18 protein-coding genes are annotated in these 21,736 nt (G+C 54.7%); 14 read left to right on the top strand and 4 right to left on the bottom strand.

Annotation, left to right across the window (positions count from 1 at the left end):
* From FHS90_RS02715 to FHS90_RS02700, 4 genes are all read left to right on the top strand, one after another.
* Positions 1 to 2,700, top strand: coding sequence for an MG2 domain-containing protein (locus FHS90_RS02715; RefSeq protein WP_182511606.1), 2,700 nt, complete (start codon positions 1 to 3; stop codon positions 2,698 to 2,700).
* A gap of 112 nt (positions 2,701 to 2,812) precedes the next feature.
* On the top strand, positions 2,813 to 3,886 hold the full coding sequence (gene prfA, locus FHS90_RS02710) for a peptide chain release factor 1 (protein ID WP_182511604.1): 1,074 nt from the start codon (positions 2,813 to 2,815) through the stop codon (positions 3,884 to 3,886).
* Between the two features lie 139 nt (positions 3,887 to 4,025).
* Positions 4,026 to 5,447, top strand: coding sequence for a hypothetical protein (locus FHS90_RS02705; RefSeq protein ID WP_182511602.1), 1,422 nt, complete (start codon positions 4,026 to 4,028; stop codon positions 5,445 to 5,447).
* 19 nt (positions 5,448 to 5,466) lie between these two features.
* Positions 5,467 to 5,889 (top strand): secondary thiamine-phosphate synthase enzyme YjbQ, encoded by a 423-nt coding sequence (locus FHS90_RS02700; RefSeq protein WP_182511600.1) that lies wholly within the window; start codon positions 5,467 to 5,469, stop codon positions 5,887 to 5,889.
* 539 nt (positions 5,890 to 6,428) lie between these two features.
* Here the strand turns inward: FHS90_RS02700 and FHS90_RS02695 are convergent.
* The 3 genes from FHS90_RS02695 to gpmI all read right to left on the bottom strand — a co-directional run bounded on the left by FHS90_RS02695 (position 6,429) and on the right by gpmI (position 9,984).
* A complete protein-coding gene (locus tag FHS90_RS02695; RefSeq protein ID WP_182511598.1) occupies positions 6,429 to 7,349 on the bottom strand; it encodes a ketopantoate reductase family protein in 921 nt (306 codons plus the stop codon).
* A 71-nt stretch (positions 7,350 to 7,420) separates the two neighbouring features.
* On the bottom strand, positions 7,421 to 8,035 hold the full coding sequence (locus FHS90_RS02690; protein WP_182511596.1) for a hypothetical protein: 615 nt from the start codon (positions 8,033 to 8,035) through the stop codon (positions 7,421 to 7,423).
* Between the two features lie 413 nt (positions 8,036 to 8,448).
* Entirely contained in the window at positions 8,449 to 9,984 is a 1,536-nt protein-coding gene (gpmI, locus tag FHS90_RS02685; protein ID WP_182511594.1) for a 2,3-bisphosphoglycerate-independent phosphoglycerate mutase, read from the bottom strand.
* 142 nt (positions 9,985 to 10,126) lie between these two features.
* Between gpmI and FHS90_RS02680 the strand changes: the two genes are divergently transcribed.
* The 10 genes from FHS90_RS02680 (at position 10,127) to FHS90_RS02635 (ending at position 19,750) form a co-directional block, all read left to right on the top strand.
* A complete protein-coding gene (locus FHS90_RS02680; RefSeq protein WP_066832700.1) occupies positions 10,127 to 10,528 on the top strand; it encodes a DUF4783 domain-containing protein in 402 nt (133 codons plus the stop codon).
* A gap of 279 nt (positions 10,529 to 10,807) precedes the next feature.
* Complete coding sequence (nadC, locus tag FHS90_RS02675; RefSeq protein WP_182511592.1) at positions 10,808 to 11,665, top strand: carboxylating nicotinate-nucleotide diphosphorylase; 858 nt, start codon at positions 10,808 to 10,810, stop codon at positions 11,663 to 11,665.
* A 132-nt stretch (positions 11,666 to 11,797) separates the two neighbouring features.
* Positions 11,798 to 12,397: a hypothetical protein gene (locus FHS90_RS02670; protein WP_082893507.1), complete on the top strand. Its 600-nt coding sequence runs from the start codon at positions 11,798 to 11,800 to the stop codon at positions 12,395 to 12,397.
* A gap of 46 nt (positions 12,398 to 12,443) precedes the next feature.
* Entirely contained in the window at positions 12,444 to 12,731 is a 288-nt protein-coding gene (locus tag FHS90_RS02665) for a hypothetical protein (RefSeq protein ID WP_182511590.1), read from the top strand.
* A gap of 77 nt (positions 12,732 to 12,808) precedes the next feature.
* Complete coding sequence (locus FHS90_RS02660) at positions 12,809 to 13,090, top strand: heavy metal-binding domain-containing protein (RefSeq protein ID WP_153042629.1); 282 nt, start codon at positions 12,809 to 12,811, stop codon at positions 13,088 to 13,090.
* Positions 13,091 to 13,153: 63 nt separating this feature from the next.
* Positions 13,154 to 13,888, top strand: a complete 735-nt coding sequence (locus FHS90_RS02655; protein ID WP_182511588.1) for an SAM-dependent methyltransferase — start codon at positions 13,154 to 13,156, stop codon at positions 13,886 to 13,888.
* 4 nt (positions 13,889 to 13,892) lie between these two features.
* Entirely contained in the window at positions 13,893 to 14,678 is a 786-nt protein-coding gene (locus tag FHS90_RS02650) for a ZIP family metal transporter (RefSeq protein WP_066832688.1), read from the top strand.
* A 1,328-nt stretch (positions 14,679 to 16,006) separates the two neighbouring features.
* Positions 16,007 to 16,681 (top strand): DUF2939 domain-containing protein, encoded by a 675-nt coding sequence (locus tag FHS90_RS02645; protein ID WP_182511586.1) that lies wholly within the window; start codon positions 16,007 to 16,009, stop codon positions 16,679 to 16,681.
* A 117-nt stretch (positions 16,682 to 16,798) separates the two neighbouring features.
* Entirely contained in the window at positions 16,799 to 17,629 is an 831-nt protein-coding gene (gene purU / locus FHS90_RS02640; protein ID WP_182511584.1) for a formyltetrahydrofolate deformylase, read from the top strand.
* Positions 17,630 to 17,845: 216 nt separating this feature from the next.
* A complete protein-coding gene (locus FHS90_RS02635; protein WP_182511582.1) occupies positions 17,846 to 19,750 on the top strand; it encodes a redoxin domain-containing protein in 1,905 nt (634 codons plus the stop codon).
* A gap of 427 nt (positions 19,751 to 20,177) precedes the next feature.
* Here FHS90_RS02635 and FHS90_RS02630 read toward each other — a convergent pair whose 3' ends face one another.
* Positions 20,178 to 21,545, bottom strand: a complete 1,368-nt coding sequence (locus FHS90_RS02630) for a deoxyguanosinetriphosphate triphosphohydrolase (protein ID WP_082893506.1) — start codon at positions 21,543 to 21,545, stop codon at positions 20,178 to 20,180.
* Positions 21,546 to 21,736: the final 191 nt, after the last annotated feature.

Below are 21,736 nucleotides of genomic sequence, written 5' to 3'. Positions count from 1 at the left end.
ATGAAGTCAAGGATACGGGTACTGGTTTTCTCCTGCCTTCTGCTGGGGCTGTTCTGGGTTTCAGCCTTTGCGCCTAAACAGTGGCAGGATGCAAGCATGCTGGAGAAGATTCTGGCAAAGCTCGCTGCCTTTGGGAAAAACTACCCGCAGGAGAAAGTCTACCTGCACCTGGACAAGCCGTATTATGCCGCCGGGGAAGACATCTGGTTCAGTGCCTATCTGGTAGACGCGGCGTACCATGTGCCCAGCCCGTTGAGCAAGGTGCTGTACGTGGAACTCATCAACCCCCAGGACTCTGTGTACCGGCGGGCGGTGGTAGACATACAGAATGGGTTTGGGCAGGGTGACTTTGCCTTAGAAGACACTATACCGGCGGGGTTGTACCGGGTGCGGGCTTTTACCAGCTGGATGCAGAACAAGGGTGAAAGTTATTTCTTCCACCAGAACGTGCAGATTTGGAACCCCCGGGTAGACGGTATTTTGCCTGCGGCGGAATTTACGTTCAAGCGGAAGGGCAATGGAGACTCTGTGCTGGTGAACCTGGGGTTATCTAATTATAAAAAAGAGGCGTTGGGCCTGCTTCCGTTTACCTCTGCCATTCAAATGGGTAAGAAAACAGCTGGTAAGCAAAAAGGCACCACCAACCTGGGCGGAGCCGCCCAACTGCGCTTTTACTTACCAGACAATGAAAACCGGCAGCAGGCCCAGTTACTCCTGAATGTGCAGCAAGAAGGCAGGCAAATTCAGAAGGTGCTAAAAATTCCCACCGCCACAGAGAAAATTGACTTGCAGTTCTTCCCGGAAAGCGGAGAGTTGGTGAATGGCATCTGGAGCCGGATTGGTTTCAAAGCAGTTGGGGCCAACGGTCTGGGAAAAGACGTGCAAGGGGAGATACTGGATGAGACAGGGGCCAAGGTGGCAGATTTTAAGAGCCAGAAGTTTGGCATGGGGCGGTTTGGGATGATGCCCCAGGCGGGCAAACGCTATGAAGCCAGGCTGCAAGACAGCAAAGGTACTGTGACCGTTTATCCGTTGCCGTTAGCGAAGGAAAAAGGTGTGGTCATGATGGTAGACAACACTAAGCCAGACAAAATTGTGGCCCGGGTGGTTTTGAATGGCTTCTCGCCCACTGATAGGCCTAAACTTATCAATGTAGTAGGTCATTCCCGCGGCAGGGCATGCTATTCTGGTTACAGCGGTACGGGCAAAGACATGCTGTTGCTGGATATCCCCCGCAAAACGTTACCGGCGGGTGTCATTGAGCTGGCCTTGTTTTCTGAGACGGGTGAACCGTTGGCGGAGCGGCTGTTTTTCATGCATGAATCACAGGGGTTACAGTTGGCTTTAACCTCTCCAAAAGAGGCCTACAAGCCCCGGGAGAAGATAACGATGCAGCTGCAGGCCAAAGATGTGACGGGCAAACCGGTGCAGGGCCGTTTCTCAGTAGCCGTGACAGATGCCAAAAAAGTAGAGGCAGATCCGCAGGCAGGAAACCTGTTCACCCACCTGCTGCTTACTTCAGACCTGCAGGGGTTTGTAGAGCAGCCGGGGTACTATTTCCGGTCACAGGACACAGAAACCCAGATAGCCCTTGACAACCTCCTGCTTACCCAAGGCTGGCGGCGGTTTGTCTGGAAAGACGTGCTACAGGAAAAAGACGTGATGTTGGCTTATCCGCTGGAGCGGGGATTGGCCATTAGCGGAACAGTACAACGGCTTTCGGGCAAGCCCGAACCGGGGGCTGTGGTTACCCTGCTGGGGCTGAAAGAGTCGCCGCTGTTTGTCATGGCCACGGCAGATGCCCAGGGTAAATTCATCTTCGGGGTGAAAGACCTCACAGACAGTGCCAAATACGTGGTGCAGGCGCGCGGGCCTAAAGGCCGAAGCAGCCTTAACGTGCTCTTGGACAAAGGAGTGCCTTTGGTACCTGTAGTTGGGAGGCCCCCTTACGGCCTGCCGCTATCCTTGCTGTCTGATCAGATGTGGGCGTACCTGCGGGGCAATCAGGAACAGCTGCGGCTAGACCAGCTGGCCGGCAAAAGTATTCTCTTAAATACAGTAGAAGTGCACGGCAGAAAAGAAGAAAACGATGAGGTTGACCTGAGGCGGGGTATTCATAGCACTGCTGACCGAACCATCAAAGGCGCAGACCTGCCCCCGGGCCTGGACATCATCAGCAGCCTGCAAGGCCGGGTGGCTGGGCTACAGGTCATCAACGGCGAAATCTCCATGCGCGGTAGCCAGTCGCCGCTGTACTTGCTAGACGGCATGCCCGTAGACGCGGAGCAGATCAGAATGCTCAACTCAGAAGAGGTAGAAACCATTGATGTGCTGAAGCCGGGGCCCATGGCCGCCATTTATGGGCTGCAAGGCGGCGACGGTGTGATTGCAGTCACTTTAAAGCAAGGCCAAAGTGTAGTGGGCAGCAGCCGCAACGAGGGGTTGGCAGCCTATAACGGCTTCCGGTACCAGAAAGTACGGGAATTTTACGCTCCCCGCTATGATCAACCCCAGGAAGTGGATATGCCAGACATACGCTCTACGCTGTACTGGAACCCGTCAGTCACCACCAACGCCCAGGGGCAAGCTGAAATTGCCTTCTATGCCGCAGACCCCAAAACCACATACCGGGCAGTGGCAGAAGGACTTACGGCGCAGGGCCAGCTGGGCCATGCCGTGGCAGAGGTACAGGTGCGGTAATGGCAACTTTTTGCGTTTCCGGGCTGTTTTTAGAAAAATAGACCAAAAACGGCCACGGGCAAATGCAAGGGAAATTCCCTATCTTTGCGGCCTGAATTAAGTAACGCAGAAGATGTTAGATAAACTGGAAGCGATCAAGCAGCGGTTTGAAGAGGTAAGTGAACAGCTTATCCAGCCAGACGTGATCAGCGACATGAAGAAATACAAGTCACTGAACAAAGAGTTTAAGGACCTGGAGAAGATCGTGTCCGAATACGAGCGCTATAAACTGTTGCTCAGCAACATTGAACATACCAAAGTGGTCATTGCCACTGAAAAAGACGAAGATTTCAGGGAGATGGCCAAAGAGGAGCTGGATGAACTCCTTCCGCAGCGCGAGGAGATGGAAGATACCATCAAGGAGATGCTCATCCCCAAAGACCCCAATGACAGCAAAGACATCATCATGGAGATCCGCGCGGGCGCGGGCGGTGACGAGGCTTCGCTTTTCGCCGGTGACCTGTACCGCATGTACAGCCGCTACGCAGAAAAGCAAGGCTGGAAAATGGAAGTCATTGATGTGATGGAAGGCACCGCGGGGGGCTACAAAGAAGTGATTGTGGGCATCAAGGGCGAAGACGTGTACGGCAAACTCAAGTTTGAGTCTGGGGTGCACCGCGTACAGCGCGTGCCGGCCACAGAAACCCAGGGCCGTATCCATACCTCGGTGGCCTCTGTGGTGGTACTGCCTGAAGTGGAGGAGCTGGACATTGAGCTCAACATGAACGACATCCGGAAGGACCTGTTCTGTTCCTCAGGGCCGGGCGGTCAGTCTGTGAACACCACCTATTCGGCGGTACGCCTCACCCACATTCCCACCGGGTTGGTGGCGCAGTGCCAGGACCAGAAGTCACAGCTCAAGAACTTTGACAAGGCACTGGCGGTGCTGCGCTCCCGTATCTATGAGCAGGAACTGGCCAAGAAAAACGAAGAGGAAGGTGCCCAGCGCAAGAGCATGGTAGGCGGCGGCGACCGGTCAGACAAGATCAGGACCTATAACTACCCCCAAGGCCGTGTCACAGACCACCGTATTGGTTTGACCGTGTACAACCTGCCCAACGTGGTTGACGGGAACATTGACGAGTTTGTGGAGCAGCTTAGAATTGCGGAGAACGCCGAGCGCCTGAAAGAAGGCGCCCAAGCGTAAGAAATACCCTGTGAAAAGCGCAGCCTTGGCTGCGCTTTTTTTGTTTCTGCCGTTTTTGGCCTATTTTTCTGAAAACAGACCTAAACCGGATTCCGTAGCCAGACTAGCTGCTGCCGTACCTTTACCCGTTCCTGCATAGATGTTCAATCACCTGATACGCCGTTCCCGCAACGCCCTGCTGCCAAGCCTGGCGCTGTTGTGCGTGTTGGTCTGGTGGAGCGCCTGCACCCCGCAGGAAGAAGAATTCACCCCAGACGCCGGCGCTCTGTTAAGGTTTGAGGCAGATTCAGTGGTGTTTGATACGGTGTTCACAGAGGTTGGCTCTATTACCAAACGCCTGAAAGTGTACAACCCCCACAAGAAGGCCGTCAGAATCTCTGAGATCAAAGTAGGGGGATTGGGAAACTCCCCGTTTCAGGTGCTGGTGAACGGGAGACAGGGGCCACAGCTGCACGGGGTGGAGTTATTGGGCGGTGACAGCCTGCTGGTCCTGGTGAAAGCGGCCATCAATCCCCACGCAGATGACACACCCTTTCTGGTAAATGACTCCATCCTGTTTTTGACCAACGGCAATGAGCAGAAGGTGAAGCTGGTGGCCTACGGCCAGAATGCCACCTATTTCCGGCGCAACTACCAGACGGCCTGTGCCGAGACCTGGGCCGGGAAGAAGGCATTTGTGATCTATGATTCTGTGACGGTGCCGGCCGGCTGTACCCTTACCATAGAAAAAGGGGTGCAGGTGTACCTCCAGAACAAGGCCAAGCTGAAGGTGCTGGGCACGCTCAACGTAATGGGGACCCATGAGGAGCGGGTGCGGTTCCAGCAGATCAGGCAGGAAGAGCCGTATAGAAATGCCCCAGGGCAATGGCAGGGCATTGAGTTTCGGGCGAGTAGCCCGGGGAGTGTGCTGCGCTATGTAGAGATTAAAAACGCAGTGACGGGCTTAAAGCTGATGGCGCAGGGGGCTTCTTCCCCTGAGGTCACGGTAGAGCACGGTTTCCTGAAAAACATGCTGCAGGCCGGGGTGCTGAGTGTGGGGGGAAAGGTGCAGCTGGTCAACAGTGTGGTCACCAACTGCGGGGAGTATGCCTTGGCAGGCCTGGGGGGCGGGAACTACAAAATCCTGTACAGCACCATTGCCAACTACAGCAGTGACTTTATCAGGAATTCGGCCTCTGTTGTTTTTCAGGAAAGATATGTGGTGGAGGGTAAGGTGCAGCGGGAGGCGCCGTACCAGGCAGAGGTGGTGAACAGCATTCTGTGGGGCCGTCTGGACGAAGAGCTGCAACTGGGCGGCATGGGGGCGGGATCAGGCCGAAGCATCAGGTACTCGTTCGTGAAAACCCTGCTGCATAAAGGGGAGCTGGAGGCCGGCGCCCTGCGCAATCAGGTGAATGTAGACCCCAGGTTTGTAGACGGCGAAAAATTCAACTTCCAGCTCATTAAACTTTCTCCCGCCAACAAAGCGGGCACTCCCCTGCCCGGCCTCCTGCTGGACTATGAGAACAAGCCGCGTGACCCCGCTACCCCAGACGTAGGGGCCTTTGAAGTAGACTTTTAATGCATTCTTCCCGCCTGACATGAAATGGTTTCAGAAAACGCTTCGTCTGCCCGCCGTGAAGCGAGGCTTTCATCTTATCACTGATCTGCTGGAGGCACAGCTGCCTGAGCTGGAGGAGATACAGATAGGGCTGGCGCATATTTTTATACAGCACACCTCGGCCAGCCTTTCTATCAATGAAAACGCAGACCCCACGGTGCGGCATGACTTTGAGCAGCATTTTAACCGCATGGTGCCAGAGAACGCCTCATATTACCGGCATACCTTAGAAGGGCCAGATGACATGCCCGCCCACCTCAAAGCCTCTATGCTGGGGGCATCAGTCACCATACCCATCACCAACGGAAGCTTCAACTTAGGCACGTGGCAAGGGGTCTATCTCTGCGAGCACCGGGACCACGGCGGCAAGCGCACGGTGGTGGTAACGTTGCAGGGGAAGTAAGCTGATCACCTCCCGTTAGGGAGAAGGAAGGAGCGTCCTGGTTTGGGGCTGTTTTCAGAAAAACAGGTCATAAACAGGAAATATTTTTTCAGACAAAAATGGTTGATAGGCTGCGCACTCCCTGCGGGCGCAGTGGCCGTTAAAATGTATTTGTGTGCTTAAGCCGCCTGGCGCTGACCGTATTGTAGGACCTGCCAAAATGAGCTAAGTTCTGTTTTAGGCTTGATTTTCTGAAAACAGCCCCAAAACAAGATGCAGATAAGTATTCCTTTGGCAAATGTCTCAGGTATGATTTCTAAGACAGGAGAAATCCCTGCCGGGTAGAAAAAAGAACCTGCAAAAACCAAATTAACGGCACGCCGAAAACAGATTTTGGCTACTCCTGTTTTGGGGCTGTTTTCAGAAAAACAGCCCCAAAATAGCCCCAAAAAGGTTCTTCGGATTCAGGCAGATGTAAAGCGCAGGGTACTGCGGGTAGCTGTGGGCAGCAAGCCATTGTTGCCAGAAACGTGTTAATAAGGGCAAACAGAAACGTGCAGTTACCGCTTCTTGAGCGCCTCATAGATTTGGGCATAGGTGGGGGTGGGTACACCCAACTGCTGGCCCAGCTGCACCACGTAGTCCGTCAGGGAATGCACCTCAGTGGGTTTGCCCGCTTTGAAATCACTGTGCATAGAAGAGGTGGCACCCGCCGGAATATTCTCCAGGCGGGTAAAAATCTCCTGGGCAACCGTGTCTGGCAGGGAAATGTGTTTGGCGGCGGCCACCGCCGTGATTTCAGATAAAAGCTGCCGCAACAGCTCCTTGTTCTGCGCCTCTGTGACTATGCCTTTAAAGTCAGCGTCTGCGTAAGAGGTGAGGGTGGCGGTAGAAGAAATGAAAACATACTTCTGCCAGATAGTCGCCTCAATGTCTGGGGCCAGCGTGGCCTGCATGCCAGCGGCTTTAAACAGTTGCTCGGTTGCCTTCAGCTGGGCTGGGGTGCCCTGGGCGGCGCCAAAGAACAGAGACCCGAAGTTGCCGTTCACCGTCACCCGCCCGGGGGCGCGCAAGCGGGAGAGAATGTACACGCAACCGTCCCAGACCTCGTTCTGCGGGTAAACGGCCTTAATACGGTCACGGGAGTCTACGCCGTTGAGCAGTGGCAGCAGAACGGTATGCGGGCCAATGCACGGGGCCAGCTGCTGCAGGCTCTGCTCCAGGTCATAGCTTTTGGTGCAGCAGATGAGCAGGTCTACCCCGCCTATCTGGGAGGCGTCTGAGGAGATGAGGCTGGGGCGGACGGTAAAGTCTTCCTGAGGGGTTTCAATGCGCAGGCCGTGTTCTCTGATCTCCCGCTCGTTTTCGCCCCTGGCGATGAAGATGATCTCAACTTCGCCTGAGGGGGCATAGTGCCGTGCCAGTAGGCCGCCAAAGTACCCTCCTACCCCTCCTATTCCTGCAATGGCAATTCTTTTCATAGTTGTGTGCTTGTGGTGGTGTGTGCCTTGTCATGTACGATGGGCGCGGCGTAAAAGGATTGGACGCCGTGTTACTTCTGCTGTACTTTCCCTGCCACACTGTACCGCTGGGGGCCCATGAACATCAGTTTCTGGGTTTCGTCTAGCGAGTAGCTCTGTAGTCTGGGGGAAGCAGCTGGCTGCAGTTCCAGGTGGAGCTTTTTCTGCGTGTTGAACAGCATATTCTCCTGTACCAGGGTTGCGTCTACCTGTACCAGCTGACCCTGGGCGTCAAAGGTGTAAGCCACGTCACGCACGGTGGCGTCTGCCTCTTCTTTGGCGCGGTACCGGTGCACCGTCTGGCCGGCGGCGTTGGTGGTTTTTTCTTCCGTGAAGGCGCCCAGCAAGGCAGGTTTGTTAATGTCTGCCTCGGCAAACGGACCCAGCTCCTCTGCCCAGTTCAACTGGCTGAACGTTTTGGTCTCCTGCGCCTTGCCGTTCTCAGAAACCGTTTTGGTTACGGCTGCCGTTGCCTGGTGCAGGTTCTGTGCCTCCTGGTTCAGATAGGCTTCTAAGCCAAAAGCCTGCTGCTTGCTTTGAGCCGCGGTAGGCGCTGGCTGCTCCTGGCAACTGCTGACCCAGACGGCAAGGGCGCAGCAGGAAAGGGTAAAGTATTTTTTCATCATAAAGTAGTACGAAGGTAGCATTCTAACTTCTCACCTGCTTTTGTTATTTCGCAACAGCAGGTTTCCCCGGTGAAAGCATAAGAACAGATCTTTCCTGTTTTTGGGCTGTTTTCAGAAAATTAGCCCAAAAACAGGATTCTGCAGGAGGCTTCTTCATGAACAGTATCTGCCATCCTGGAAGGGGCTGCGGGGCAAGCGGTAGCGGCTTTTCCAGTTCGCCCACAAGATACTTTCTGTATGACACTGTGGAGTTGGTTTGGCATGTTTTTCAGATCATGGCTAAACTTCTGTTCATAAGCATTAGAGATGAAAGACCGCTATTCCCCAGGTGCGTTTTGGAGCTGTTTTCAGAAAAACAGCCCTAAAACAGGAAATGCGTTAGCCTCTGTCATAAGAACTAACGCATTTCCTGGTGGTTTTGTATTCCGGTGAGGTTAACCGGCAGAAGGAATCAACAGTGAGGTACCGGTCATGTCTGCGGGGGGCTGTACGCCCAGCAATGCCAAAACGGTGGGGGCTATGTCTCCCAGTTTGCCGTCTTTCAATTCTCCTTTATAAGACTCGTCTGCCAGAATGAAGGGCACCAGGTTGGTGGTGTGGGCGGTGTTAGGCGTGCCGTCTGGGTTGCGCATCACATCTGCGTTGCCGTGGTCAGCAATGATGATGCTGGCGTAGTTGTGGGCTAGGGCGGCGGTCACCACCGCCTGGGCGCACTGGTCAACGGTTTCTACGGCTTTCACGGCGGCTTCAAACACGCCGGTGTGGCCCACCATGTCTGGGTTGGCGAAGTTCAGGCAAATGAAATCTGCGGTCTCCTGCTCAATCTCCGGCACAATGGCGTCTCTAATGTCAAAGGCGCTCATCTCGGGCTGCAGGTCATAGGTGGCCACTTTGGGCGACGGGCACAGCAGGCGCTTCTCGCCGTCAAACGGTTTTTCACGGCCGCCGGAGAAGAAGAAGGTCACGTGCGGGTATTTCTCGGTTTCCGCTATGCGAATCTGGGATTTGCCAACCTGCTCCAGCACCTGGCCCAGTGTGTTGGCCAGGTTGTCTTTGTCAAAGATGGGTTGCACGCCCACAAAGGTGTCATCATAGTTGGTGAGCGTGTAGTAGCGCAGGTTCAAGGGCTGCATATCCTGCTCCGGGAAAGCGCGCTGGGTCAGGGCCTGCGTGATTTCACGGCCGCGGTCTGTCCTGAAATTGAAACAGATCACCACGTCCCCTTCCTGGATCCTGGTCATGGGCTCGCCGTTCTCGTTCAGGCAGATGATGGGCTGGATAAACTCGTCGGTCACGCCTTCGTCATACGACTCCTGCAGGGCTTCGCGCCAGTTGACAGAGGCTCTGCCCTGCCCTTTCACCAGCAGGTCATAGGCCAGCTTCACGCGCTCCCAGCGGTTGTCACGGTCCATGGCGTAATAGCGGCCAATAATAGAGGCAATCTTGCCGGTGGTGGTGTCCAGGTGGTTCTGCAGGTCTGTCAGATAGCCTAGGCCGCCTTTGGGGTCAGTGTCACGGCCGTCTGTGAAGGCGTGCACGTACACCTGCTCCAGCCCCTGCTGCTGTGCCAGCGAGCAGAGGGCTTTGAGGTGGTCAATATGCGAGTGCACGCCGCCGTCTGAGACCAGGCCAATCAAATGAACCGGTTTCTGGTTCTCTTTGGCGTACTGCCACGCATCTTGCAGCACCGGGTTCTGGCCTAAGGTATTCTCTCTGATGGCTACGTTGATGCGCACCAGGTCCTGGTACACCACGCGGCCTGCGCCCAGGTTCATGTGGCCCACCTCAGAGTTGCCCATCTGGCCTTCGGGCAGGCCCACGGCTTCGCCGGATGCCTGCAGCCGGGCGTGCGGGAAACGCTGGAACAATGAATCAATGAATGGGGTATTGGCGTGCTCAATCGCCGATACGGAAGGGTCTGTTCCCAGTCCCCAGCCGTCTAGAATCATCAAAAGTACCTTCTTGCTCATGCGCGTAAAGATACAAGCCTCTGGTTAAAATGCAGCTAAAACGGGTTGGTTCTCTCAAATTGCTGTATATTTAAGCAGTGAAACCGCCTTTCCTTTGGCATAGTTTTGGCTTAACAACAGGTAAATCTGCATAAACATAGACATGAAAAATTTGAAGAGATGGCTGGCAATGGCCGTGGTGCTGATGGGAATCTTGGTGGGTGCCGGACAAGTGGCGGCCCAATCTGACATTATGGGGGGCGTGCAGTCTGCCATCAAAGCCGGTTCCTCCCGTGACCTGGCCCGCTATTTCAACTCTAAGGTAGAAGTGAGCATTAACGGTGACAACGCCAGCTACAGCCAGAGCCAGGCAGAAATGGTGCTGCGCAACTTCTTCGGGAAGAATGCGCCGGTCAGTTTCAGCTTTGAACACCAGGGTGGCTCTGAAGACGGCCAGAAGTATGCCATTGGGAAATATACCCACAAAGGCGGCCGCTACAACGTGGTGGTGCGGGTAAAACGTTACGGTGATGCCTATAAAATTGACACCATTGAGTTTAAATGAGTGAAACGTTAGATTTTAGACTTTTTTCTGAGCTTTCTCCAGGAATGATGTTCTTGTAGATAAAGAGGCGTGTTGAGGTGAAGTTATAAGGTAGCGGTTAAAGGCTTGAGATTTAGTTGTTTAATCATTGAATCCGCATGCTTTGTGCCACCTAATGTTAAAACTTCTATCTGGCGTCTTATGTCTAACATCTAACACCGTAAAATTTATAATAGACTGGTTTTGGTCTTATCACAGAAAAGGCACCGAATGTTCGGTGCCTTTTTTTATTTTTGCACCGTGAAAGCACCGTACCTTACCCCAGAAGGCATTAGGGCATTTATCCGGCAGGCCCTGCAGGAAGACGTCAGAGACGGCGATCACTCCTCGTTGGCCGCCATTCCGGAAAGTGCCACCAACCAAGCCAAGCTTTTGGTGAAGGATGAAGGCGTGTTGGCGGGCGTGGAGCTGGCCTGGAAAATCTTTCATGAGGTAGACCCTGCGCTAAGGCTGGAGGTGCTGCTGCAAGACGGGGCGCAGGTGCGGTACGGTGATGTGGCCTTTACCGTGCACGGCAAGGCGCAGTCTATCCTAACCGCTGAGCGGCTGGTGTTGAACTGCATGCAGCGCATGAGCGGCATTGCCACTTACACGCAGAGCATTGCCAAACTGATTGAAGGCTCCGGTGCCAAACTGCTGGACACCCGCAAGACTACCCCCAACTTCAGAATGATGGAGAAATGGGCGGTTCTGATAGGCGGCGGCACCAACCACCGGTTTGGGCTGTTTGACATGGTCATGCTCAAAGACAACCATGTAGATTACGCAGGCGGCATAAAACAGGCTATCAAAGCCACGCATGAGTACCTGCAGAAGCTGGGCAGGCAGTTGAAGATTGAGGTGGAGACCCGTAACCTGGACGAGGTGCGGCAGGTGCTGGAGGTAGGCGGCGTAGACCGCATCATGCTGGACAACTTCAAGGTGGAACTGCTGCGTGAAGCCGTAGAACTGATTGGCGGTAAGTATGAGACTGAGGCCTCTGGCGGGATCACAGAAGAAACCATCAGGGCCGTGGCCGAAACCGGGGTGAACTATATTTCAGTAGGAGCCTTGACGCACTCCAACCGCAGCTTAGATTTGAGCCTGAAAGCGTTTTAGGGTATCAGGTAGTACGTATCAAGACAGAAGAGGAAAGAATAAAAAACCATTTAAGGTAGTAACGTAGGAAGCAGCAAGTTGGCAAGACAGTAGTCATGATACGTGATACTTGCTACGCGATACCATTGAGTTATGCAGCAACCAAACCAAAGAGGCGGACACCGCGTGGCGCAACAGCAGCCATCCAATCCGCTGGCCATTAAGACGAAGAAGAACCAGGTAGACAAGAATGACTACGCCAAAATGGCGCTGGTGCAGGTCTGGAAGAAAGAGTGGTGGCGGGCATTGATTCCGCTGGTGCTGATTTCCCTGCCTGCGGTCTTTGACTTCTCCTGGTGGTGGATCAGCATTGCCGTGGTTGTGACCATTCTGTATGTGCTGGTGCGCTCAGCGCAGGTGATGGGCGTGACCCAGATGGAGCAGAGCAGCGTGCTGTTTGAGCGGGTCATGTTTGAGATTGACCAGCGCCAGATCCTGATGAAGCGCAATGACCGGGAGGGCATGGCCCTGCAGTGGGACATGATTGACAGCGTAACCCAAACCAAAGATGCCTATAAGATGTATCTGAAGGGCCCAACCCCAGATCAGCTGCCGGCAGGTTTCAGAGGTTGGCTGGCCAAAACGTTCAACGTGCCTATCTTCCTGTACCTGCCGCACCGCATCTTCAACAGCCCTAATGACTTAAAGCTCATGGATTCGCTGCTGCGCCGTAAGAACTTTCTGGCCGCGTAAGCGTCTAACCCTACTAAAACCCGTTTTTGCCTTAAACTCCTGAGAAATGATAAAAAATATTCTTTCCGTTTTTGCCGTGGCCAGTGTGCTGGTTTTGTCTTCTTGCAGCAGCGAACCGTCTGACCTGCGCCCAGAAACCAAAGTGTCTGTTGACTCTGTGCCTCCGGGGCACCGTAACAATACGTCTAACATTGATGCCGGCTCTTACCAAGAAGGGCATGATGATGTGTACATCAACCATGATGAGCATGCCAATGAGATCAAGAAAGAGGTAGAGGGGGTGCCGGCCTCACAGAAAGCCACCAACGCTGAGAACGTAACCAACCACAAGTAATACGTTTGACCGTGAACCCGTTTCTGGCCTTCTTTTTAGAAAACAGGCCAAAAACGGGTTCACTTTATTTTACCCTTATGAAAAAGAATGTAAAGGCCTTACTGCTTGCTTTGGCGGTTTTCTCGTTTGCCGCCTGCCAGTCTTCTTCTAAAGAGGCCCCCCAGGCAGAGGCGGGCGTAGAAGGCGCAGCAACGGTTGCGGCAGACAGCACCTCGGCCGCAGGCCGGCAAATGGCGTATATGTGCCCCATGGAGTGTGAAGGGAGTGCGAGCATGCAGCCCGGCAAGTGCCCGGTATGCGGCATGGACCTGGTAGAAAACCCAGACTACACGCCGGCAGACTCCACCATTACACAATAACGGGTACGCCCACGCCCGCCCTTGGGGCGCGGATTTCAGATTCTATCCTTTCCCCCTCCACCAATGGCACAGCCGGCAGATTGGTTTAGCACCTGGTTTGACTCTCCGTATTACCATGTCCTGTACAAGAACCGTGACGTACATGAGGCGCAGCGGTTCATGGACAACCTCCTGGCCTATCTGCAGCCCAAGCCTACCTGCCAACTGCTGGACTTAGCCTGCGGAAAGGGAAGGCACGCCATTTACCTGAACCAGAAAGGCTATGACGTGACCGGGCTGGACCTGTCAGCCCGCAGCATTGCCTATGCCCGGCAGTTTGAGAACGAGCGCCTGCATTTTTACCGGCATGACATGCGGGACGTCTTTCGGCCGGAGGCGTTTGACCTGGTGCTGAACCTGTTCACCAGTTTCGGGTATTTTGCCAATGACTATGAGAACGTGGTGGCCTTGCGGGCAACCACAGCGGCGCTCAAACCGGGCGGCAGGCTGGTGATTGACTTCATGAACACCCCCAAGGTCATCTCGCGGCTGGTGGCCAGGGAAACCAAAGAAGAGGCCGGCATTGCCTTTCATATTACCCGGCAGGTGGAGCAGGGGTTTCTGGTGAAAACCATCAGGTTTCAGGACCGGGGGCAGGAGTTTGAGTTTGTAGAGCGGGTGCGGGCCTTGCAGTACGGGGAGTTTCTGGAGTACTTCGGGCTGGCGAACCTGCGGCTGCGGGCTGTCTTTGGAGATTACCAGTTAGGGCCGTTTGACCCCGAAAAGAGTGAACGCATGATTTTCGTGCTGAAAAAATAAGACCATGGTCATAGCCGTAGCTATTCTTTTTATCACTGTTTTAATGGCGGGGTGGCTGGTGCGGTTTCTGCCGCAGAACAACCAGCGCTGGCTTAAGTTGTTGCTGGCCTTTAGCGGGGCCTATCTGTTCTCCCTTACCATTCTGCACATTCTGCCAGATGTGCTGCTGAGTACCCAGGAACCGCACCGGGTGGGTTTTTACATCTTGGGCGGGTTCTTTCTGCAGTTGGTGCTGGAGGTGTTCTCCCACGGGATTGAGCACGGCCACATTCACGCCCACGGTGGCCATGGCCATGGGGGGCAGCACAGCCACTCAGTGCCGGTGCTGCTGCTGGTGTCTCTGATCATACACTCGCTGCTGGAAGGCAGTGTGTTGATTCAGAGCAGGATGGCGGCGCAACAAGCCCATGAGCACCTGCACACGCACGCCCACGTGGGCGATAACTTCTACCATATTCTGGCAGGCATTGCCCTGCACCATATTCCGGCGGCCATTGCGCTCATGTCTGTGCTGGTAGACCGATTACACAGCTTCAAAAAGGCATTTGGGTATCTGCTGCTGTTTGCGTTGGCGGCACCGGCGGGGTTGCTTTTTAGTAACTATGTGGCGCTGGAGCAGCTGCTCTCCGGCGAGGCCTATACGGTTCTAACGGGTCTGGTGGTAGGCAACTTCCTGCATATTTCCACTACCATTCTGTTTGAAACCAGCCCGGAGCACCGCTTTAACCAAGGGAAGCTGTTGGCAACCCTTGCCGGGGCGTTTTTAGCGATTGGGGCGGGGATGTTGTAGGGCACTGTTTTTAGCCTGTTTTACGAAAAACAGGTCAAAAACAGGTTTCCCAAGCCTGTCTGGGCTCTTCTTTTATCAATTTGAATCCCTCCCTTTGCTGTTGTGATGCATAGTTGGCTGCTCCGCTGGCTTAGCCGGTTGGTGCTACCTGAGTTTGATAACTGCCAATTGCTGCCGCTGCAGTGCATAGCCTGCATGTTCCATGCTGCTGTTGCAATACAATGCGTAGTCTGCTGTTCCCCTGGCTCTCCCGTTTGCTGCGGTGCGAAATCCTATTGCTGTTTCATCTTTTCCGGTAAGCGCTCACGGCCGCAGGGCCCCGTCCTGGGCGGTGAGCACTGCTGTTAAAACTACGCCTTTGGCGTTGCCTTCGGCACCGTATTAATAGAGGCGCTCACCCCCACGACTGGTTCAGGTTCCTCTCCTGTTACTGCTTGTGCTATTATGTCTGCTTCAGTAGGCAATGGTTGCTGTTCCGCTAGCCTGAGGCGAGCCCGTGCTGCGCACATCAGTCAAGAGCAGAAGGGTTGATTGATCATTGTTGCTTGCCTGTTGCGATGGTTTCCCACATCCCGCGCTGGCGCGAGTCTTCAGACTCGTGCCCGTCTCTGCCTGCCCTCGCGGCGCGGCTGCGAGACCAGGCATTGCTGCTTCATTCGTGCTGAAGTACCTGAGATGTAAAGAAAGGACTCAGAACTCATAACTCAAGACTCAGAACTCTCTTTGATACTCCCCCTTTGAAGGGGGCGAAGGGGGATGTTTACACAGGAGGACACGCATGCCAGATCAATACCCATGGTGCTACATATCGTTGAGCCCTGACAAGCATTGCGCTCTTCCGGATTTGCAATCCGGAAGCTGGTACACGGGGATTTGCAATCCCCGCGGCGGCACGTTTGATCTGCAGGCGCCGCAGATTGCAAATCCGGAGGTAGCAGGTCCAGAATGGCAAATCCCGGACAGCCGAGGACATGCATTGCAGATCTACGGTCACCCGGCACTTGCCCCACGCATTCCAGATCATTCCCCGCCAGGGAGGGGTTGGGGCTGGGATCCACGTATGGCTGAACTTCCCGCGGTTTCCCGCCAGGCTGGAGAATCGCCCCATCTCAGGGTACGGAACCGGAGTCTCGCGCCAGTCCCATCTTCCAACCATCACAAATGCCCAAAGGGCTCATAGCGTCTGCAGGGCCTGCGGGCGTCTGGGCCCATTTCTGTTTCTGGCCTGTTTTTCTAAAAACAGCTTGAAAACGAAGAAGTGAACCTAAACTTAGGCCGCGTGTGTATTTTCGCGTAGAAGGAGTAACGTCTGGTTTAAAGGCTGAGATATGAAAAAATCTGTGATCTGGGTAGTGGTGCTGCTCCTGCTGGCGGCGGCGGGCTACTGGCTTTATAAGCGGTACGGGCAGGGACCAGAGTACTCCCTGTACAAACTCAAAGAGGCCGTAGACGCCCGTGACATGCAGGCGCTGGAAAAATATGTAGACGTGGAGCAGACCACCACCAGCCTGCTCAACCAGACGGTGCAGGCCGGAATGGCCGACCTGCCGGAGCAGGAACGGGCCATGGCGGCCATGTTTCTGGGTATGGCCATGGCATCACACAAAGACCAGATGCTGGAGGCCATCAGGGAGCAGGTGACGCGCTATGTGGAGCAGGGTCCGGCAGAGGGCGGTCCGCCCGCGGGGGTGACGCAGCAGGAGTGGGAACAGGTGCAGGCGCTGCTGCCCATGCAGAAACTGCTGGAAGAAAGCCAACTGGCCCAGAGCAAATTGGAGGGCGTCTCGTACGTGAACAGGAAAGACTCGCTGGCCGTGGTGGGGCTGGACCTGCGGGTGCCGTCCAGGGCAGAGCCGGTGGTGGTAGAGGTGCAGATGCGCGACCGTAACGGCTACTGGCAGGTCATTGGCCTGCCCAATGCGGGGCTGGTGCTCAAAGAACTGGGGCTGCTGGAGCTCTGGCGCAACAGCCGAAACCTGCCCAGGCTGAAGCTGCGCATGTAATAAGAATACTTTTCCTCGGCGGTGCCGAACCCGAATTTTTCAACCCATGTAGGCACATTTGCTGTTTTTGACCTACTTTTCTGAAAACAGCCCCAAAACGGCGGCGGCTCCTAACTCATGAACCATATCCTTTTGATTGACTGCCCAGACCGCAAAGGGCTGATCTTTACCATTACACAGATTGTCTTCGGGGCAAACCTGAACATCACCAGCAATGACGAGTTTGTAGACCGCCAGCGCAATCATTTCTTCTTGCGGGCTGAACTGGCCGGCGAGGTGCAGCCCCCGCACCTGGTGGCGCAACTGCAGGCCGTTCTGCCGCCAGAGGCCCACATCAGGCTGGTGCCGGAGCGTAAGAAAGACATTGTGGTGCTGGTTACCAAAGAGCACCACTGCATTGGCGATCTGCTGCTGCGCCATGAGTACGGCGACCTTAACGCCAACCTGCTGGCCGTGGTGGGGAACTACGCAGAGCTGGAAACGCTGGTGGCACGGTTCAACATCCCGTTCCATTTCATTACGCACGAAGGCAAAACCCGGGAGGCGCATGACGCCGAGATGGCGCAAGCCATACAGGCCTACAACCCCGAGTACGTGGTGCTGGCCAAGTACATGCGCGTGCTGAACCCCCAATTTGTAGAGCAGTTCCCCAACCGCATTATCAATATTCACCACTCGTTTCTGCCCGCTTTCATTGGTGCCAATCCTTATAAGCAGGCGTTTGAGCGCGGCGTGAAGATTATTGGCGCCACCGCCCATTTTGTGAACAATGAGCTGGATGAAGGTCCTATCATTGCCCAGAACGTGATCCAGGTGAACCACGCCCAGAGCGCCAGAGATATGGCGCAGGCGGGGCGTGATGTGGAGAAGATTGTGCTGGCGCAGGCGCTTAAGCTGGTATTCTCAGAGAAGGTGTTTGTGAACAACAACAAGACCATCATCTTTTAGGGATTAGACTTCCTGTTTTGGGGCTGTTTTTCTGAAAACAGCCCCAAAACAGGAAGTCCCTTTCGGCAGGGCCGCCCTCTGTTGCCCGCCCAGCTGCTGGCGCAGATGTTAACGTCCTGTTAAAGTGGCGTATAGATGGTGTAAGTCACGGGGGTTCTGCTAACTTTACTGAAGTTAGTTCTGAAAGAAGTTCCACGTTTTCCCCCTTGCCTGCCCATGAAAACAAAACTACTGTTGCTGCCCGTGCTGTTTAGCGGGGCGCTGGCGTCTGCCCAAACCCCCTCTGGGGCCCTCACGCTAAAACCGGCCCAGCCGAAAGCAGGCCAGGAAATCAAGCTCACCTATAACCCCGCCGGTACTAACCTAGCCAACGCTTCATCGGTGACGGCGCTGGTGTATGCCTACAATGATGACAAGCCCAACGTGCAGGAGGTGGCCATGGCCAAAACCAAGAACGGCTGGGAAGGGAACTTCAAACCCGCCCCCGAGGTAGACGGGGCCGTGGTGCTGTTCCGGCACGAGGAAACTATTGACCACAACAAAGGCAAAGGCTATTCCTTTTACCTCTATGATGCCAAAAAGCAACCGGTGGCGGGAGCGGCGTTTGGGCTGGGGGCTATGCGCGCCGAGTGGGGCTCTTTCATTGAACTGGACCGCGATCCCAAGCAGGCGTTAGAGCTGCTGGAGCAGGAGGAGGCCCGTTTCCCGGCCCGCAAGCGCGAGGTGCTGCCCATCAAGCTCTACACCCTCATGGCCGTGTATAAGGGAGACGAAGGAAAACAGAAAGTAAAGGCTGAGCTGGATGCCCTGAGCAAAGAACCAAACCTGACCGTGAAGGACCTCTCTACCCTGGCTACCTACTACGGCCGCGTGGGCGAAAAAGAGAAAGCCGCGGCCTTTGCCGATCAGGTGAAAGCCAAAGAGCCCAAAGGCGAGTACGTGCAGAGCCAGCGCCGCATGGCCTATTTCATGGAGAAAGACCCAGACAAGCGCAAGGAGCTGGCGTTTGCCTTTGCGGCAGATTTCCCTGCCTATGAGCAGCTGCCCAGCCTGTTGGGCAGTATTGCCATTGACTATGCCGTAGAAGGCAAGATGCAGGAATTTGAAAGCCTGCTGCAAAAGTATCCTTCGGTAGGCACGTCTGGCACGTATAACTCGGCGGCCTGGAAATTGTATGAAAGCGGCGAGAACCTGCCCCAGGCCAAAGCTTTGGCCCAGAAAGGCTACCAGCTGGCCCAGAAGGAAGTGACCCAGCCAACTGCCAAGAAAGATGAGTTCACCCCTGCCTCAGACTGGAAAAAGAGCCGGGAGTATGCCTTAGGCCAGATAGCCGATACCTACGGGGCCATTCTCCTGAAAGAGGGGGACAAAGCCGGGGCCGCCCAATACCTGGCTGAGGCGTACACCTACACCCGCGGCCGCAGCACCAGCATCAATGACCGCTACGCCGAGGTGCTGGCTGCCAGCCCAGACCGCGCCCGCGCCCAGAAAACGTTAGAAGAGATAGTGGCCAGTGGCAACAGCACCCCCAAGGTGAAAGGCTACCTCAAAGACCTTTACACCCAGGCCAAAGGTGAAACCGGCTTTGATACCTATTGGGCAAAAGTAGAGGTCCCGGCCATTGAGAAGCTTAGGGCAGACCTCAAGAAGAAGATCATATCAGAGAAAGCCCCCTCGTTTGAGTTGCTAGATTTGAACGGCAAGCCCGTTTCACTGGCGTCTCTGAAGGGCAAAACCGTGATAGTAGACTTCTGGGCCACCTGGTGCGGCCCGTGTGTGGCCTCTTTCCCGGGCATGCAGCAGGCCGTGAACAAATTCAAAGACGATGACAAAGTGGCCTTCGTGTTTGTGAACTCCTGGGAAAACGGGGAAGACAAGAAGAAGAGCGCCGGTGACTTCATGGCCAAGAAAAACTACACGTTTCAGGTGCTCCTAGACGACCAGAACAAGATGATAGAAGCCTACAAGGTGACGGGTATCCCCACCAAGTTCGTGTTAGACGGCAACGGCAACATCCGGTTCAAGAGCGTGGGCTACTCTGGTAACAACGAGAAGACCGTGCAGGAGATCAGCATGATGGTAGAACTGCTCAAGCCGGAACTGCTGACCAGTGTGCAGTAAGCAGATATTTTTTCAAAAACAGGAGAGGCCAAAGCAACAAGTTTGGCCTCTCCTGTTTTCGTCCTGTTTTGGCCAAAACAGGCCGAAAACAGAAATTCTAAAATCATAAAAGCAGCGTCTGTTGCTCCGTTTTTTGGAGTTCAATTTGTGGCTGATTGAAGATAAAGGTCAGCCTATACCATAGGGCAACAGCAAAGAACAGGAGCAGCAAAACCTCATAAAGCCAAAGTTTAGACCTGAACCTCTTATCAAAAATTGCTCTAACCAAGAGAATTAAGATAAGCAATACCGTGAACATCAATAGACCAATCCCTAAAAGCCCGTGCGGGTCAATTGGGGCAACGGCTATCATGATAGAGAGCAACAAGTGCCCTCCTAGAAAAGCTATTGCCCAAATATCATAATACCCTCCCAGTTTCATTGTCTGTTAGTACATCTTGGGCAACTCAATTCCCTTGATCTTGCGGTATAAACTAATGGCAGTGCTGTCTGTGAGCCCAGAGATAAAGTCTGTGATGTTCAGGATGCGCTCATAAGCATCTGTCGCAATTTTCCGGTCACGGGCCAGGTACTGGTCTGGGATCAGGTCCAGGTATTTTCTGTGGCGGCTGGCGGTGGGGTTGAACACGGCTTTGAGGAAGGCATCCAGCAAACCGCCCAGCACCTCAAAGCCGGCGGCCTCAATCTCCAGCACGGGGCGGTTGCGGTATATCTTCTCAATAGACACCGCCTTGATCTGGTCTAGGGCCGCCTTCTGCTGGATCTCATTGATGAGCGGCTGGTCATACGTGCCTGCCAGAATGGCTTCTTCGTGCCGCAAAAAAATAGCGGCGCATTCCTGAATCAGGTTGCCTATGATGAGGGCCCGCCAGAAGCCCAGCTGCTCATGCCGGTCATAAAATTCTATGCTGGACTTTCTGCCCGGGTCCCGGTTCAGGAGGGGCTGCAACAGGGCTTCTGCCTGCTCAAACGGAATCAGGCCCAGTTTGCAGCCGTCTTCAAAGTCAATGATGCGGTAACAGATATCATCAGCGGCTTCTACCAGAAACGCCAACGGGTGCCGGTGAAAGGTGTGCTCCCCGCTGGGGATCAAGCCCAGTTCAGTGGCAATCATCTGGAAATGTGCCTGTTCAGACTGAAAGAAGCCGTATTTTTTCTCGCTGGTGCGCCGGGTGCCTTTCACTACCTGGTCAGAGGGGCGCGGGTATTTGGTGAAGGTGGCCAGGGTGCTGTAGGTGAGGCGCATGCCGCAGCTGCCGCTGCTCTGGCCCGGGTGCGTGTGCGTGAGAATTCTGAACCCGGCGGCGTTGCCCTCAAAATTCTGCAGGTCGGTTTTCTGGGCCTGGGTGAGCGAAAGCAGGTAAGGCGCGGCTTCGTCACTCTTGAAATAGGCAGAGATGGCGTCTTCGCCGGAATGCCCGAAGGGCGGGTTGCCAATGTCATGCGCCAAACAGGCCGCCGCCACCATGTCGCCAAAGTCAGAGGGTTCCAGGTGCGGGTGTGTCTCTTTCAGGGCGGGGTACTTTTCCAGAATAGTCTTACCCACCATGCGGCCCAAAGACCGGCCTACGCACGAGGTTTCCAGGCTGTGGGTGAGGCGGTTGTGCACAAAGTCACTTTCGGGCATGGGCATGACCTGCGTCTTGTTCTGCAATCGCCGGAACGGCGAAGAAAACACAATGCGGTCATAGTCTATCTGGAAGTCTCCGCGCACCGAGGTGTCTGTGGCGGCGGATGAGGCTGGGGCGGCAGCGCGCTCTTTGGAGATGAGGCGCTCCCATTTCATCTGTGGCATGGCAAACTCTAAAACACTAAGCTACGGTTACCCGCGCTCCCATGCAAGCCCCTGGCTGCCCATCTGGGCAAATTGCGTTTTGGGGCTGTTTTCTGGCAATACTTCGGACATTTTAAGGTAGAAGGATAAAAAAGGGCAGAAGCACTGTTAGCGGTGTGTGAAAACTACTACGGCTTCCGCCCCCGGCCCCG

Source organism: Rufibacter ruber, from assembly GCF_014138425.1.
Classification (GTDB): Bacteria; Bacteroidota; Bacteroidia; order Cytophagales; family Hymenobacteraceae; genus Nibribacter; species Nibribacter ruber_C.
Note: the sequence above shows the minus strand (reverse complement) of the source record. Positions and strands in the feature narration are given on the sequence as shown.

Coding starts and splice junctions, on each gene's coding strand:
- FHS90_RS02715 (WP_182511606.1), top strand. CDS start 1: ATGAAGTCAAGGATACGGGTACTGGTTTTCTCCTGCCTTCTGCTGGGG.
- prfA (WP_182511604.1), top strand. CDS start 2,813: ATGTTAGATAAACTGGAAGCGATCAAGCAGCGGTTTGAAGAGGTAAGT.
- FHS90_RS02705 (WP_182511602.1), top strand. CDS start 4,026: ATGTTCAATCACCTGATACGCCGTTCCCGCAACGCCCTGCTGCCAAGC.
- FHS90_RS02700 (WP_182511600.1), top strand. CDS start 5,467: ATGAAATGGTTTCAGAAAACGCTTCGTCTGCCCGCCGTGAAGCGAGGC.
- FHS90_RS02695 (WP_182511598.1), bottom strand. CDS start 7,349: ATGAAAAGAATTGCCATTGCAGGAATAGGAGGGGTAGGAGGGTACTTT.
- FHS90_RS02690 (WP_182511596.1), bottom strand. CDS start 8,035: ATGCTACCTTCGTACTACTTTATGATGAAAAAATACTTTACCCTTTCC.
- gpmI (WP_182511594.1), bottom strand. CDS start 9,984: ATGAGCAAGAAGGTACTTTTGATGATTCTAGACGGCTGGGGACTGGGA.
- FHS90_RS02680 (WP_066832700.1), top strand. CDS start 10,127: ATGAAAAATTTGAAGAGATGGCTGGCAATGGCCGTGGTGCTGATGGGA.
- FHS90_RS02670 (WP_082893507.1), top strand. CDS start 11,798: ATGCAGCAACCAAACCAAAGAGGCGGACACCGCGTGGCGCAACAGCAG.
- FHS90_RS02665 (WP_182511590.1), top strand. CDS start 12,444: ATGATAAAAAATATTCTTTCCGTTTTTGCCGTGGCCAGTGTGCTGGTT.
- FHS90_RS02660 (WP_153042629.1), top strand. CDS start 12,809: ATGAAAAAGAATGTAAAGGCCTTACTGCTTGCTTTGGCGGTTTTCTCG.
- FHS90_RS02655 (WP_182511588.1), top strand. CDS start 13,154: ATGGCACAGCCGGCAGATTGGTTTAGCACCTGGTTTGACTCTCCGTAT.
- FHS90_RS02650 (WP_066832688.1), top strand. CDS start 13,893: ATGGTCATAGCCGTAGCTATTCTTTTTATCACTGTTTTAATGGCGGGG.
- FHS90_RS02645 (WP_182511586.1), top strand. CDS start 16,007: ATGAAAAAATCTGTGATCTGGGTAGTGGTGCTGCTCCTGCTGGCGGCG.
- purU (WP_182511584.1), top strand. CDS start 16,799: ATGAACCATATCCTTTTGATTGACTGCCCAGACCGCAAAGGGCTGATC.
- FHS90_RS02635 (WP_182511582.1), top strand. CDS start 17,846: ATGAAAACAAAACTACTGTTGCTGCCCGTGCTGTTTAGCGGGGCGCTG.
- FHS90_RS02630 (WP_082893506.1), bottom strand. CDS start 21,545: ATGCCACAGATGAAATGGGAGCGCCTCATCTCCAAAGAGCGCGCTGCC.